This window comes from Clostridium polyendosporum, assembly GCF_018332455.1.
Lineage (GTDB): Bacteria > Bacillota > Clostridia > Clostridiales > Clostridiaceae > Clostridium_AY > Clostridium_AY polyendosporum.
Genome location: NZ_BOPZ01000029.1, coordinates 1 through 15,519 on the forward strand (window position 1 = coordinate 1; position 15,519 = coordinate 15,519).

Sequence of the window (15,519 nt, forward strand, 5' to 3'; positions counted from 1 at the left end):
ACGCCGCCAGCGTTCGTCCTGAGCCAGGATCAAACTCTCAATTTAAAAGTTTAATCTCTTGCTCTCAAAAGAATTGCTGTACTTAATTTCCTCTGTTTAATTTTCAAAGACCATTTAGCAATCGTTCCCGACCGCTTATTTATATTAACATCTAAGTTTTAATCTGTCAACACTTTTTTGTAGACTAATTTAAAACTTTCTGTTATCGCATATCTACAACTTGTTGCTTTGCATCAGCGACGTGTATTATAGTACCATGTTTAATATTATATACACATTTTACAAAATTAATTCTAAAAAAGGTATCTTTATATTTCTCATTATTTCTTTATATTTATCAGTTTTTCACTTAATGATACTCTTGGATGAGTTTATCTAAAATTACTGAATAATCATATTGAAATTTAAACTAATATACTCAATTTCTAATAATAATTAGGGAGTATTATATTTTACTTTATGAGTGCCAGCAAATAAACTCTAAAAAACAAATAACCGATAGTATTCCATCGATTATTTGTTCTTAAAATAGCTATAATATTATTCTTTAAAGTTACTTTAATTGATTAACAATATCTCTAAACTTATTTCCTCTTACTTCAAAGTTTGGGAACATGTCAAAGCTTGCACAAGCTGGTGAAAGAGCAACTATATCATCTTCTTTAGCAATTTCTCTAGCTTTATAGACCGCCTCTTCTAAAGAATTGACAATTATAATTGGAACATCTACAGAACTTTCATCTTTAAGTTTTAAAAATACCTCTTTTATTTTATCCTTTGTTACTCCTAGTAAAATAAGTTGTTTAATATATGGGTAACCTTCAAAAGCTAGTGGCTCAAAAGGTATATGTTTATCATATCCTCCAGCAATTAATATTACTGGCTTTTCAAAGGCCCTTAAAGTTGCAAGTGTTCTTGTTGGACTTGATGCAATTGAATCGTTATAGTATTTTACTTTATCAACTTCTCTTACAAATTCACTTCTATGGGCTACCCCACCAAAAGTTATTGCCACCTTCTTCATAGATTCTATAGAAACATCTTTATATGTTGCTGCAAAAGCTGCAAGATAATTTTCCACGTTATGCATACCCTTTATAACTATATCTTTCTTTTTGCAAACTTCCTTATCAAATACATATAAAGCACCATCTTTGAAATAAGCTCCCTCTTCTGTAATTCTCTTTGAACTGAACTCTATAACTTTACCCTTAGCTTCATTTTTGAAAGATGCAGTAATATCATTTTCTCTATTTAAAACAAGTAAATCCTGTTTTTCTTGGAACCTGAAAATATTCTTCTTAGAATCTATATATTCCTCCATATCCTTATGCATATCAAGATGGTTAGGCGCTAAATTTGTAACTATTGCTACATCAATGTTATTATTCATAGTCATAAGTTGGAAGCTGGAAAGTTCAAGAACCACCATATCATTCTTTTTAATTTCTTCAATATTTGAAAATAGTGGAGTTCCTATATTACCACCTACCCAAGTATTATATCCTTCTTCCATCAAAATTTTAGATATAATAGTAGTTGTAGTTGTTTTTCCATCACTACCTGTTATTCCATATACCTTCGCTGGACAGTACCTAACAAATTCCTCCATTTCTGAAGTGATGTAAGCACCTTCGCTTTTTACTTTTACTAACGCTTCACTATCTATTCTCATAGAAGGAGTTTTAAACACTACTTCAAAGCCTGAAAGTTTATCTAAATATCCTTCCCCCAAAAACAAAGTAACTCCTTTATCTTTAAAATCAACAGCAACTTCCCCAAGTTGTTCTTCAGTTTTTTTATCGAAAGCACTAACTTTTGCCCCAAGCTCTAATAAGAAATTTATTAATGGAATATTACTAACTCCTATTCCTACTACTGCTGTATTTTTACCTTTTATAAACTCCTTAAATTCTTTAAAATCTTTTTTCATCCTCGCGCCTCCAACCATATATAATACATTTTATTAGTTATTCTTAATATTGTAGCATTTACCTATTACAAATTCATAAATCTTTTAACTATTGAAATTGTTTATCTTTAATATATATAACAAAATTACAATCTTATGAATTAATATAAATATATATTATTTTCTAAAGTCACTAAAAATTTAACATACTTATTTTAAATTATAACACTCTATATTACTTTATTCCATAGATATACAAGCTCATATTGAATTAAGAATTTAATAAACAATATTAAATATCACAGTTACTTTCTAGAACTTCTTTAAAAAAAAGCTAACATTAAGTTTTTACTTAATGTTAGCTATATTGATTTACAGTCCATCTAAATTTTATTTAAAAAATATTGAACTTATTATGCAATTTTTCTGGACTTATGTGAAGATTTTCCTTCATTTTGAACGATACTATTCTTTCTTCCATAAGTAAAGTATATAACTAATCCTAATGTTAGCCATATAGTAAATCCAATCCAAGTTCTAACTGGTATTTTAGATAATAATACTACACAGCTTACTACCGTTACTATAGGCGTAAATGGCACTCCTGGACACTTAAACTTCCTTGGAAAATCAGGCATAGTTTTTCTAAGTACTATAACACCTAAAGATACAACCATAAAACTTAATAACGTTCCTATACTTAAGAACTGTACAATAATATCTAGTGGTAAAAATCCCGCTATTATTGCCGCTGTAGAACCAGTTATCATTGTAGCAATATATGGAGTTTTATGTACGGAGTGTATTTTTGAGAATGCCTTAGGTAATAATCCATCTCTTGACATAACCATGAACACTCTAACTTGTCCATAAAGTACCGCTATTATTGTAGAAATCATTCCAAGTATTGCACCAGTTCCTACTAAAGCTGATCCCCATGTTATACCGACTCTTGCCAATGCACCAGGTACTGCATTTTCTGAAATTATTTCTTTAAATGGAACCATTCCTGTTAGTACAAAAGCAACGGATACATAAAGTATACTAACTACCACTAAACATGCTATAAGCCCTCTTGGTATATCTTTCCTTGGATTCTCAGCTTCTTCTGCTGCAGTAGAAATTGCATCAAATCCAATATAAGAGAAGAATATTGTTGCTGTTCCTGCAAAAACTCCTTTCCATCCAAAAGGCATAAAAGGAACATAATTTGCTGTATTTATATGTTTTGCTCCTAGAGTTACAAAAAGAAGAATTATAAATATTTTCACTCCAACAATAATGTTATTTATTCTTGCACTCTCTTTCATTCCATAGCATAAAAGAGCAGTCAGAATTATTGTTATTAAAATTGCTGGTAGGTCTACTATTCCACCCTTACTCGGTGATGAAATAAAAACTTGTGGCAACTTAATTCCTATTGAATTTAAAATACCAACAAAAGTTCCAGACCAACCTGAAGCAACAGCACTAGTTGCAACTAAATATTCAGCTGTCAAACACCATCCAATTATCATTGCCATAATTTCACCAAAAGCAATATAAGAATATGAGTATGTACTACCTGCTACAGGGAACATTGTTGCAAGTTCCACATAACATAACCCACAAAGAGCTGCTATTATTCCTGCTAAAATGAAGGAAATAATAACAGCGGGTCCCGCCATATGAGCTCCTTCACCTGTAGCAACAAATATACCTACACCAACTACCGCTCCAATACCTAGAGCTGCTATATCTTTAGCCTTTAAGTTTTTCTTTAAGCCTGTTTTTTTAGCACCTTCAAGTATCTGCTCTACCGACTTCTTTTTCCAAATGTTCATAAAATGCCTCCCCTTAGTTATATTCAACCAAAAATATTTGGTGGGAAAATTGCAAATTTACAAGTAAAATTACAATTAAATTTAAAATTTTCTCACTAATATTATATATTCTGTACTGAAATATCAATAAAATAATAATTTATTGTAGTAAATTCGACAAATTACTTTATTTTTATAATTATTATTACAATGGAGGTTTTATTTTGAAAATCCATAGAAATATATACTTTTCTTAATACAATATTTTATAACTATAAAATTTTTTTATCATTTTCATAATTGTAATAAAAAAACCTTGGCTTTTTATCAAAACCAAGGTTTTTATGACTTTAGTAATTATGGAGTGAAAATCAATTTAATATTTAATACTTTTTCAAAATAAGCTGTATTTATTATTAACTTTATTAATGTATTAATTTGGTTATTGTGATTTTTATAAATTCTTAGAACTCTAACTTTTCAGCTATATATTTTTCTAACTCATCTATTTTAATTCTTACTTGATCCATAGTATCTCTATCTCTTACTGTTACCGCATTGTCTTCTAGTGTGTCAAAGTCAACAGTAATACAGAATGGAGTACCTATTTCATCTTGTCTTCTATATCTTTTACCTATGCTACCTGCTTCATCATATTCAATGTTGAATTTCTTACTAAGATTAGCATACACCGCTTCTGCCTTTTCTGAAAGCTTCTTTGAAAGTGGTAATATTGCAGCCTTAAATGGAGCTAATGCTGGATGTAGATGAAGTACCGTTCTTACATCTCCGCCTTCAAGTTCTTCTTCATCATATGCATCTACTAAAAATGCAAGAGCAACTCTGTCTGCACCAAGTGATGGTTCTATACAATATGGAACATATCTTTCGTTTGTACTTGGATCAAGATAGCTCATATCCTGACCTGAATGCTCTTGATGTTTCTTTAAGTCATAGTCAGTTCTATCTGCTATTCCCCAAAGTTCTCCCCAACCAAATGGGAAAAGATATTCTATATCAGAAGTTGCATTTGAATAGAATGAAAGTTCCTCTGCACCGTGATCTCTCATTCTTAGATTTCCCTTATTCACGCCAAGATTTAATAGGAAGTTCCAACAATAGTCCTTCCAGTAATTGAACCATTCTAAGTCTGTACCTGGCTTACAGAAAAATTCAAGTTCCATTTGTTCAAACTCTCTTGTTCTGAAAGTAAAGTTACCTGGAGTTATCTCATTTCTAAAGGACTTACCTATTTGTGCTATACCAAAAGGAACTTTCTTTCTTGAACTTCTTTGCACTGATTTAAAATTTACGAATATACCTTGTGCTGTTTCTGGTCTTAAGAATATCTCTGATTTAGCATCCTCAGTGACCCCTTGAAATGTCTTAAACATAAGATTAAACTTTCTTATATCAGTAAAGTTTTTCTTACCACATTTAGGACATTCTATATTATTCTCATCAATATACTGCTTAAGTTGCTCATTGCTCCACCCATCTGCGGAAGCAACCTCAACACCTTGTTCGGTCATGTGATCTTCAACAATCTTATCTGCTCTGAATCTTGCCTTACAATCCTTACAATCCATCAGTGGATCTGAAAAACCACCTACGTGACCTGAAGCCACCCAAACTTCTCTATTCATAAGAATAGCACAATCTACCCCAACATTATATGGACTTTCCTGAATAAACTTTCTCCACCAAGCCTTCTTAACGTTGTTCTTGAACTCTACTCCTAAAGGACCATAATCCCATGAATTTGCAAGACCACCATAGATTTCTGAACCTGGAAATATAAATCCTCTATTTTTACAAAGAGCAACAATCTTATCCATAGTCTTTTCTACCGTCATACGTATATACCTCCATATATTTTTTATAGCTATTGTTTAATTTTTCCCAATTTGTTTATTTAAATACTTTTCAGTTAAAAGTACCAATTATAGGTTTGGAAATCTTTTTTTTGCTTAATTATATTATCATAGTAATTCCTACTTCTAAGTAAAAATTTACTAAGTTATAAATAAAATAAGTTTAACATAATTTAGTATAAAATAAAAAAAGCCTTATACCATAAAGGGACGAAAAGTTACTTTCCGCGGTTCCACCCTTCTTGGCTCAAGCCCAACTTTTAAATACACTGCATTCAAAAGTGCCATTCATCATAAGTCCATAATGGTTTGCACCATCCACCATTTCTCTAAAAAGTTCTTAAGATTACTATTCTTTATCATAATGCATATTAAATTATACATATAATTTTATCAAAATATGGTATGTTGTCAAGAATGACTTATCATATTTTATAAAATAAAAAAAATGCACCTTAACTATTCTTAATAAAATTACAATATGAACTTACTACAAATTCACTAAAATAAATAAAGTCCCATGCTACGCATGAGACTCTGTATACTAATTAAAATTGGCTCCGCGGAGAGGGCTCGAACCTCCAACCTATCGGTTAACAGCCGAGTGCTCCACCATTGAGCTACCGCGGAACGTTTCTACATTTATTATTATACCAACTTTTTTTTTAAAAGCAAGTGCTTTTTTCAACTTTTTATAAAAAATTTAGCTAAATTTCATCTTTTAAGGTAAAAAACCGACCAAGCATCAAGTCTCTCAGTTTTAGTCAGGTTTCACTTTATGAAATAGCAGGAAATTAGAAAGCAGAGCAAAACTCTGCTTTTATCCTCTTATAGTGGTTTCATTGTTGGGAACATAATAACGTCTCTTATTGAAGTTGAATCAGTAAGGAACATGACAAGTCTATCAATTCCTATGCCTAATCCGCCTGTAGGAGGCATACCAGTTTCAAGAGCACTCATGAATTCCTCATCTATCATATAAGCTTCGTCATCACCAAGCTCTCTTTCCTTAGCTTGTTGATCGAATCTTTGTCTTTGCACTATTGGATCATTAAGCTCTGAGTATGCATTACATACTTCTCTACCATATATAAATCCTTCAAATCTTTCAGTAAATGCTTCATTGCCTCTCTTCTTCTTAGTAAGAGGTGATACTTCTACAGGATAGTCAATTATAAAAGTTGGTTGAATCATATGCTTTTCAGCATACTCTTCATATAATGAGTTTAAAACCTCTCCCTTTGTTACGTTCTTAAGATCTTTCTTAAACTCAAGTCCCTTTTCTTTTGCAATAGCTTGTGCTTCTTCATCACTGCTTATTGAATTGAAATCTACTCCTGCATGCTCCTTAACAGCATCCACCATTGTGATTCTTCTCCATGGTGGTGTAAAGTCTATTTCAGTACCTTCATATGTAACCTTAGTAGTTCCATTAACCTTTTGACATGCATATGCAGCTAAATTTTCCATTATTTCCATCATGTCGTTATAGTCAGAATATGCTTCATAAAGCTCTATCATTGTAAACTCTGGATTATGCCTTATACTTACCCCTTCATTTCTGAAGTTCTTACCCATATCATATACTTTTTCAAAACCTGCAACAATAAGTCTCTTTAAATAAAGTTCTGTTGCAATTCTTAAATACATGTCTATATCTAAAGCATTATGATGAGTTATAAATGGTCTTGCAGCTGCACCACCAGCTATTGGTGAAAGTATTGGAGTTTCAAACTCCAAGAAACCTCTGTTATCAAGGAATTCTCTTATAGCTTTTATAATTTGCACTCTCTTTAAGAAAGTTGATTTTACCTCTGGATTAGTTATAACATCAACCTCTCTTTGTCTATATCTCATATCTGGATCTTTTAACCCATGCCACTTCTCTGGTAATGGCTTTAATGACTTACATATAAGTTGAAACTTCTTAACTTTAACTGATATTTCACCAGCTTTAGTCTTGAATACATCTCCTTCTGCCCATATCAAGTCACCAAGATCCAATGTCTTAAATTCCTTAAGAGCTTCTTCTCCCACTTCATCTATCTTTATAAAAAGTTGAAGCTTTCCATCTTTATCTTGAATATCAGCAAATACAACTTTACCTTGACCTCTTTTAGACATTAATCTTCCAGCAATTTTAACATCCTGACCTTCTAATGTATCAAATCCCTCTTTTACTTGAGAAGATGAGTGTGTTCTTTCAACTTTATAAACATCAAATGGGTCCTTTCCTGCTGCTTGTAGGTCAGCAAGTTTTTGTCTTCTAAGTCTTTCTTGCTCGCTGAATTGAGCCTCTAATTCGTGGATATTCATTTCCTCATTTGACATTAATGATCCCTCCGTTAATCTCTTCTTATTCCTAAAATTTCAAATTTACTAACCCCTCCAGGTACATTAACCTCAACTATTTCTCCTACCTTCTTACCCATCAAAGCACTACCTACTGGTGATTCATTTGAAATTTTATTTTTCATTGGATCTGCTTCTGCTGAACCAACTAATGTATATTCAACTTCTTCGTCAAAATCATAATCCTTAACTTTAACTATTGAACCTATACTAACTGTATCAGTTGATATCTCAGATTCATCAACTACTACAGCATTCTTTAACATATTTTCAAGCTGAATTATTCTACCTTCAGTAAATGCTTGCTCATTTTTTGCTTCATCATATTCTGAGTTTTCGCTTAAATCTCCATATCCTAATGCAACTTTTATTTTTTCAGTAATTTCTTTTCTTTTTACTGTTTTTAAATATTCTAATTCTTCCTCTAGCTTTTTAACACCTTCATAAGTCATTATATATTTTTTTGCTTCACTCATATCTTTCTCCCCTTCGATAGTGATACTATAATACTATATCATATTTTTACAAAATAACATACAAATTTACACAGCAATATTTTTCCAGTATTCTGTCAATTATTTTACATATTATAATGCCAAAATCCAATAATGTCAACCAGTAAGATGATATAGTTAACTTTTTTACTATAGAATAACAACTTTGTCATTAAACTTGATTTTCTCTATTGTAATACCATTGTACTTAAGTACCTTTTCAATATCAACTTTCTTATTGTTATCGATTACAGCGCCTAAAAGTTCCGCGCTCATCTCTTTTTCTTTAAAGTTCCAAGGAATTTCATACGTAATATCATTAACTAATACTTTATCCCAATTTTCTGGTCTATAAAAATTATCTAAGTACCAGATTCTTGCACATTCGTATTCCCTTTTTTTTGAGCTTATAACAAAATCAGCTAATTTAAAGCAATTCTCATCCCATATAATTTCCGGAGAAACTCCATAATTAGCTATTAAATATTCCCTTAATTTATTAGTGGCTCTAATATTTTTCGAGTATAGAATAATATGTTTTGTGTTTTTTGCAAGTTCTTCAATACACTCCTGACTTATAGGATCAACTGCATCATCTACAAGTATAATACTATTCTTTAAAGACTTACCTGACTTAAGGAGTATTGCTTTTATACTAACAATTACTCCATAAGCCAAAAGTTTTCTTTGAAATTTAGTTATTAAATTAATATCATAGATTCTATTTCCCTTAATACTAACTACAGGATATATATCCTTGTATTTCCTTATTATTGTATTTACATTATAAATATATGCATCATAACTTAAATTAAAGGGTATCTTTATATGATGTATCTCTACATTAAGAGGCTCAATAATACTCCTACCCTCTACCTTAATCTTCAACTTATCTAACATTCTAGAAAAAGCATTAAACTTATTATATGGTTTTTCATTAATCAGCTGAAAACTTAGTACTATCTTCAAACTTACCACTTTTATTTATTGATTATATCCTATATCTATTCTCTTTCTTTTTAATAAATTCTCTAATTTTCTTCATTCTTTAAAGATATTTTGTACTGATTTAATATTTCTATAACTTTTTTGCTATTATCCTCAGCATTAATTAAATTCTTTACTTCTGTACAATTTTTTAAACCTTTTATATACCATGAAGAATGTTTTCTCATTTCTCTTACAGCTTTATACTCACCATCATATTTTAAAGCAAGCTCATAATGCCTTATACACATTGCAATTTTTTCTGAAGGCGTAGGATAGGAAACAGGTTTTCCATCAAGTTTCTCGCCAACCTGTTTAAAAATCCAAGGGTTGCCCATGCTACCTCTAGCGACCATTAAAGCATCACACTTCGTCTCTTCCTTCATTCTGAGAGCATCCTCAGCAGTAAAAATATCACCATTCCCTATAACAGGAACAGATACCGCTGACTTTACTTGTCTTATGATGTCCCAATCAGCTTTTCCTTCATACATCTGCTCTCTAGTTCTACCATGTACAGTAATAGCATCTACCCCTGCATCTTCCATCATCTTCGCAAAGTCCACAGCATTTACATTATTTTTATCAAAACCCTTCCTAAACTTTACTGTAACAGGTTTTTTTGCAATACTTTTTACCTCTTTTACAATTTGATAAGCAAGCTCTGGAGTTTTCATAAGAGCTGATCCCTCACCGTTCTTCACAATCTTAGGCGCTGGACATCCCATATTAATATCAATTATACATATATCATCATTATTATTGAAAAATCTATCCGCCACTTCAGCCATTATCTTAGGATCATTTCCAAACATTTGGACAGCTACTGGCTTTTCTTCATCCGCTATCCTAAGGAGCTGCTGGGTATTTTCACTTCCATAGTAAAGTGCCTTTGCACTTACCATCTCAGTATAAACTAATCCACATCCTAACTCCTTACACAGCCCTCTAAATGATATATCTGTAACACCAGCCATAGGTGCTAAAAATACATTGTTTTTAAACTCTAACTTATCTATTTTCATAAGAGAAACTCATCTCCTATTCTTTATTCTTTTGGTAAATTATTTTAAGTCCTTCTAAAGTTAAATCTGGATCAACCTTATCAATTGTTTTTGTCTCTTTTGCAATTAAATTACCTAGTCCTCCTGTTGCTAATACAAATGGTTCATCTTCACCTAATGCCATCATCTCTTGTTTCATTTTTTTTACTATATATTCAACCTGACCTATATACCCATATATTATACCAGCCTGCATGCTGTTCACGGTATTTTTACATATAATTGAATTAGGTTTTTCAAGTTCTATTCTCGGAAGCTTCGCAGCTCTTTCAAATAATGCATCTGCTGATATTTTTAGTCCTGGTACTATGTTTCCACCAAGGTAGTTTCCGCTTTTTGTTAAAGCACAAAAAGTTGTTGCTGTACCAAAATCTATAATGATTGTACTTTTCTTATATATTTCATGAGCTGCAACGGCATTTACAATTCTATCAGCCCCAACTTCTCTAGGATTATCATATTTTATATTTATTCCAGTTTTAATTCCAGGACCAACTATTATAGGTTCCATCTTAAAACATTTTCTTAACATATGCTCTAAAGAATACATTATATTCGGTACAACAGATGAAAGTATAATTCCTTCTACTTCATGTGGATTAAGATTATACTGTGCAAAAAGCTGCATAACTTGTATACCATATTCATCTGAAGTCTTCTTTGCATCTGTTGAAATCCTCCAGCTTGCGACATACTTTTGACCTTTATAAACTCCTAAAACTATATTAGTATTCCCAACATCAACTAACAATATCATGATAAAGTCCTCCAAATTATATATTAAAAGCAGCTTTTAAAGCTGCCTAACTTAAACTTCACCTGGGTTTATACTATCTTGAAGTTTTTTATTTAACATAAATACTATTTTAGTTATCAATATAATTTTAACAAGTACATATCTTTTGTCAAGCTTCTACCAAGTTTTCATTATTTCTAATAAGAGTAAATGTAAATCTAGACTTCACTTTGTGAAATAGCAGCAAAATAAGCGAAAACTCAGCTTACACTGAGTTTTCTTCTGCATTACAGTTCTAATTAAATTATAAATACTTAAGTTTATAATCATTTTAGAATATTATTTAAACAAAAAATTATATTTCGTTTACTAAACTATTATGAATTATATAAGGTTCTGTTTAATTACTTTTTCTTCTACCTCTAGTAGTGCTGCCCTTTGCACCCTTCTTCTGAGCAAGTTCCATATTTATTCTTACTCCCTTTACTTTGCTCTTACTCATAACATCTATCACCTTGTTTGCATATGCTTCTGGTATTTCGAAGAAAGTATACTTATCATAAATATCTATAGTACCTATTTCTTTACCTGCTATTCCTGTTTCGCTAGCTATTGCTTTAACTAAGTCTTGAGGTCTTAACTTCTTATCTCTACCTATATTAACAAACATTCTAGCCATACCAGAATCTTTAGCCCATGTAGATTTAGTTGATGAAGTCTCCATTTGGATTTCTTCTACATCAGATATCTTTAATTCTCTCTCAAGCATAGCTGCTGCGAGTTCTATTGGAGAAACTCCTTCAGTATGTAGTTTTTCTATAACAGACATATATTTCTTATGTTTTCCTTCTTCTAATTGCTTCTTAATTTCATCAATAAATACATTAGTTTTTACTTCTTCTACATCTTTTAATGTAGGAATTTTTTCAGGCTCCATTTTCTTTTTTGTATAATTCACTATGTCTCTTAAATCACGCATCTGTCTTGAATTTACTAATGTAAAGGAAGTACCTTGTCTTCCTGCTCTACCTGTTCTTCCTATTCTATGTACGTAGTATTCTTCATGATTAGGTACATCATAGTTAAATACCATTTCAACATCATCGATATCAAGACCTCTAGCAGCTACATCCGTTGCTATAAGAATCCTTACATCTCCTTGTCTAAACTTTTCTATAACATTACTTCTAACTGACTGTTTCATATCACCATGAATTTTATCAGCGCTATATCCTCTAGATTGTAAAGCATCAGTTAATTCATCAACTTTCATTTTTGTATTACAGAAAATTAAAGAAAGCTTAGGATTATGTATATCAAGAAGTCTTGAAACTACTTCTGATTTATCCTTATCTTTAACTTCTACATATTTTTGAGTAATGTTTGGAGTAGTTACTTCCTTGTTCTCAATTTTTATCTTCTCAGGATTATTTAAGTGCTTCTTAATTATATCCATTATTGTAGGCTTTATAGTAGCTGAGAATAGTAACTTTTGTATAGGTTGATCTATACTGTTCATTACTTCCTCAATGTCATCTCTAAAGCCCATATTTAACATTTCGTCAGCTTCATCTAGTACTAAAGTAGTTAAGTTATTCAGCTTAATAGTACCTCTTCTCATATGATCCATTACTCTACCTGGTGTACCAACTATTATTTGAACACCTCTTTTAATACCTTTTATTTGTCTTTCCATGGAATCTCCACCATATACTGAAAGAATTCTTAAGTCTTTTTTATGTTTTGCAAGTTTAACGAACTCTTCAGCAACCTGAATTGCTAACTCTCTTGTAGGACAAAGTACTAAAACTTGAATTTCTTTTTTGCTTGTATCTACTTTATCTATTGTTGGTATTGCAAAAGCCCCTGTTTTTCCTGTTCCTGTCTGCGCTTGTCCGAAAACATCTTTTCCATCTAAAATTACTGGGATTGATTGTGCCTGTATTGGCGTTGCATACTCAAACCCCATATCTGTTAACGCACTGTTAACTTCAACTGATAAATTTAATTCACTAAATCTTACCTTACTCATCTATTATCTCCTTTAACATTTAAATTCTAGTATTTATTTTCCATAATAAAACATACATCTAAATCCAATAAATAGACAGGTTCGTAATTAAACATTGAATTTAGAAAAACTATTGAATACTAAGGGCATTTTTCCAATTTATTAACCATTAAACTTTTATATCTTCACTATTATTTTATCCAACTAATATTATTTAAATTCTGATGTTAATTTTTTTCAGCACAAAAAGTCGAATTAAAAATCCTGATTATTTCATAAAAGGATTTTCAAACTCGACCACTGAAATTCTCTATCCCCAAAGTTCATAAAACTACCAAAAACCCTAAAATTTTAAATTAATATTCTGTAATAAGTAGAATCACCGTTAATATTCAAAAAAATATACTCTACTACGAATTTTCATTGTATCATATACGCATTTTTATGTCAAAATATTAATCTATAATCTTACAGGTTATTTTTTAAATAATATTTAATAAAAATCGACAGGTTTGATATACCTGTCGATTTAACTAACATTAGAATAAACCTACTATTTCTCCATCTTCTAATATATCCATCTTATTTGCAGCAGGAACCTTTGGAAGTCCTGGCATAGTCATTACATCACCTGTTTGAACAACTATAAATCCAGCTCCATTAGACACTCTAACTTCCTTAACTGTTATCTCAAACCCTTCTGGTCTTCCTAACAGTGATGGATTATCTGCTAATGAATATTGCGTTTTAGCCATACATATTGGAAGCTTATCTAACCCAAAGCCTTCAAGCTCACTAATTTGTCTTGATGCTGCAGGCGTATATATAACTCCGTTAGCACCATAAATTTCTTTTGCTATTATTGCTACTTTTTCCTTAATAGTTAACTTTTCATCATATATTGGAGCAAAGCTTACCTTTTCTTCTTCCATTGTTTGAATTACTTTTTCTGCAAGGTCTAAACCACCTTCTCCACCTTTAGCCCAAACATCCGCAAGTGAAACCTTAACACCTGCAGCTTCACAGAACTGATGAATAAAGTTTACTTCTTCTTCGCTATCAGTTATAAACTTATTTATAGCAACAACTACAGGAACTCCAAACTTTCTAACATTTTCAATTTGCTTTTCTAAATTCTTAATCCCCTTTGCTAATGCTTCAACATTAGGGGTATTTAACTCATCCTTCTTTACTCCACCATGGTGCTTTAATGCTCTTACTGTTGCAACTAATACTACACAGTCTGGCTTTAATCCACCATATCTACATTTTATATCAAAGAACTTTTCTGCTCCAAGGTCTGCGCCAAAGCCAGCTTCTGTAACTGCATAATCTCCAATTTTCAATGCCATTTTTGTTGCTAATACCGAGTTGCATCCATGAGCAATATTTGCGAATGGTCCACCATGAATTATTGCTGGTGTATTTTCTAGAGTTTGAACAAGATTTGGTTTTACAGCATCCTTCATTAAAAGTGCCATAGCTCCCTGAACTCCAAGATCCTTTGCATATACTGGCTGACCATCTAGGTTATAAGCAACTAAAATATTGCCCATTCTTTCCTTTAAATCTTTAAGATCTGATGCAAGGCATAAAATTGCCATGATTTCTGAAGCAACAGTTATCATAAAACCATCTTCTCTTACAAAACCATTAGCTTTTCCACCCATACCAATTACTATGCTTCTTAAAGATCTGTCATTCATATCCATAACTCTCTTAAAGATTATTCTTCTTGAATCTATTCTAAGACTATTACCTTGATGAATATGATTATCTATTGCAGCTGATAAAAGATTATTAGCTGCTGTTATAGCATGCATATCTCCTGTAAAATGAAGGTTAATATCTTCCATTGGAACAACTTGTGCATATCCGCCCCCAGCTGCTCCTCCTTTAACTCCAAACACTGGCCCAAGTGATGGTTCTCTTAAAGCTATAACAGCATTCTTTCCAGTTCTAGAAAGTGCCTGACCAAGTCCTACTGTTACAGTTGATTTACCTTCTCCTGCTGGAGTTGGATTAATAGCAGTAACAAGGATAAGCTTACCATCCTTTTTGTCCTTATTTCTTTGAAGAACGTCTAAATTGATCTTACATTTGTATTTTCCATAAAGTTCGATGTCATCTTCAGTAAGACCCATCTTTTCTGCAACCTTAATTATAGGTTCCATTTTTGCACTTTGAGCTATTTCAATATCACTTCTCATTTAATAGCACCCCTCTTTTCATTTCATATATACTTTATTTAAAAATTCTTCAGTATTAACTATGTATCTTGTATGGA

10 protein-coding genes, 1 tRNA gene and 1 other annotated feature are annotated in these 15,519 nt (G+C 31.5%); all 11 genes read right to left on the reverse strand.

Going from position 1 to position 15,519, the window contains the following annotated elements:
• Positions 1–553: 553 nt before the first annotated feature.
• Positions 554–1,933, reverse strand: a complete 1,380-nt coding sequence (gene murD, locus CPJCM30710_RS14250) for a UDP-N-acetylmuramoyl-L-alanine--D-glutamate ligase (protein WP_212904843.1) — start codon at positions 1,931–1,933, stop codon at positions 554–556.
• 392 nt (positions 1,934–2,325) lie between these two features.
• Entirely contained in the window at positions 2,326–3,735 is a 1,410-nt protein-coding gene (locus CPJCM30710_RS14255; protein WP_212904844.1) for an amino acid permease, read from the reverse strand.
• 443 nt (positions 3,736–4,178) lie between these two features.
• Positions 4,179–5,570 carry a glycine--tRNA ligase gene (locus tag CPJCM30710_RS14260; RefSeq protein WP_212904845.1) on the reverse strand — a complete coding sequence of 464 codons (1,392 nt, stop codon included), beginning with the start codon at positions 5,568–5,570 and terminating at the stop codon, positions 4,179–4,181.
• Between the two features lie 221 nt (positions 5,571–5,791).
• Positions 5,792–5,960 (reverse strand) — a binding site (T-box leader).
• Positions 5,961–6,143: 183 nt separating this feature from the next.
• Positions 6,144–6,218: transfer RNA gene (locus tag CPJCM30710_RS14265), tRNA-Asn, on the reverse strand.
• A gap of 198 nt (positions 6,219–6,416) precedes the next feature.
• On the reverse strand, positions 6,417–7,919 hold the full coding sequence (gene lysS / locus CPJCM30710_RS14270; protein ID WP_212904846.1) for a lysine--tRNA ligase: 1,503 nt from the start codon (positions 7,917–7,919) through the stop codon (positions 6,417–6,419).
• A 14-nt stretch (positions 7,920–7,933) separates the two neighbouring features.
• Positions 7,934–8,416: a transcription elongation factor GreA gene (gene greA, locus CPJCM30710_RS14275; protein ID WP_212904847.1), complete on the reverse strand. Its 483-nt coding sequence runs from the start codon at positions 8,414–8,416 to the stop codon at positions 7,934–7,936.
• Positions 8,417–8,584: 168 nt separating this feature from the next.
• Entirely contained in the window at positions 8,585–9,403 is an 819-nt protein-coding gene (locus tag CPJCM30710_RS14280; protein WP_212904848.1) for a hypothetical protein, read from the reverse strand.
• 62 nt (positions 9,404–9,465) lie between these two features.
• Positions 9,466–10,446, reverse strand: coding sequence for a tRNA dihydrouridine synthase DusB (gene dusB, locus CPJCM30710_RS14285; protein ID WP_212904849.1), 981 nt, complete (start codon positions 10,444–10,446; stop codon positions 9,466–9,468).
• Positions 10,447–10,462: 16 nt separating this feature from the next.
• Complete coding sequence (locus tag CPJCM30710_RS14290) at positions 10,463–11,242, reverse strand: type III pantothenate kinase (RefSeq protein ID WP_212904850.1); 780 nt, start codon at positions 11,240–11,242, stop codon at positions 10,463–10,465.
• A gap of 379 nt (positions 11,243–11,621) precedes the next feature.
• A complete protein-coding gene (locus tag CPJCM30710_RS14295; protein WP_212904851.1) occupies positions 11,622–13,253 on the reverse strand; it encodes a DEAD/DEAH box helicase in 1,632 nt (543 codons plus the stop codon).
• 518 nt (positions 13,254–13,771) lie between these two features.
• Positions 13,772–15,442 (reverse strand): formate--tetrahydrofolate ligase, encoded by a 1,671-nt coding sequence (locus tag CPJCM30710_RS14300; RefSeq protein WP_212904852.1) that lies wholly within the window; start codon positions 15,440–15,442, stop codon positions 13,772–13,774.
• Positions 15,443–15,519 lie beyond the last annotated feature (77 nt).

Coding starts and splice junctions, on each gene's coding strand:
- murD (WP_212904843.1), bottom strand. CDS start 1,933: ATGAAAAAAGATTTTAAAGAATTTAAGGAGTTTATAAAAGGTAAAAAT.
- CPJCM30710_RS14255 (WP_212904844.1), bottom strand. CDS start 3,735: ATGAACATTTGGAAAAAGAAGTCGGTAGAGCAGATACTTGAAGGTGCT.
- CPJCM30710_RS14260 (WP_212904845.1), bottom strand. CDS start 5,570: ATGACGGTAGAAAAGACTATGGATAAGATTGTTGCTCTTTGTAAAAAT.
- lysS (WP_212904846.1), bottom strand. CDS start 7,919: ATGTCAAATGAGGAAATGAATATCCACGAATTAGAGGCTCAATTCAGC.
- greA (WP_212904847.1), bottom strand. CDS start 8,416: ATGAGTGAAGCAAAAAAATATATAATGACTTATGAAGGTGTTAAAAAG.
- dusB (WP_212904849.1), bottom strand. CDS start 10,446: ATGAAAATAGATAAGTTAGAGTTTAAAAACAATGTATTTTTAGCACCT.
- CPJCM30710_RS14290 (WP_212904850.1), bottom strand. CDS start 11,242: ATGATATTGTTAGTTGATGTTGGGAATACTAATATAGTTTTAGGAGTT.
- CPJCM30710_RS14295 (WP_212904851.1), bottom strand. CDS start 13,253: ATGAGTAAGGTAAGATTTAGTGAATTAAATTTATCAGTTGAAGTTAAC.
- CPJCM30710_RS14300 (WP_212904852.1), bottom strand. CDS start 15,442: ATGAGAAGTGATATTGAAATAGCTCAAAGTGCAAAAATGGAACCTATA.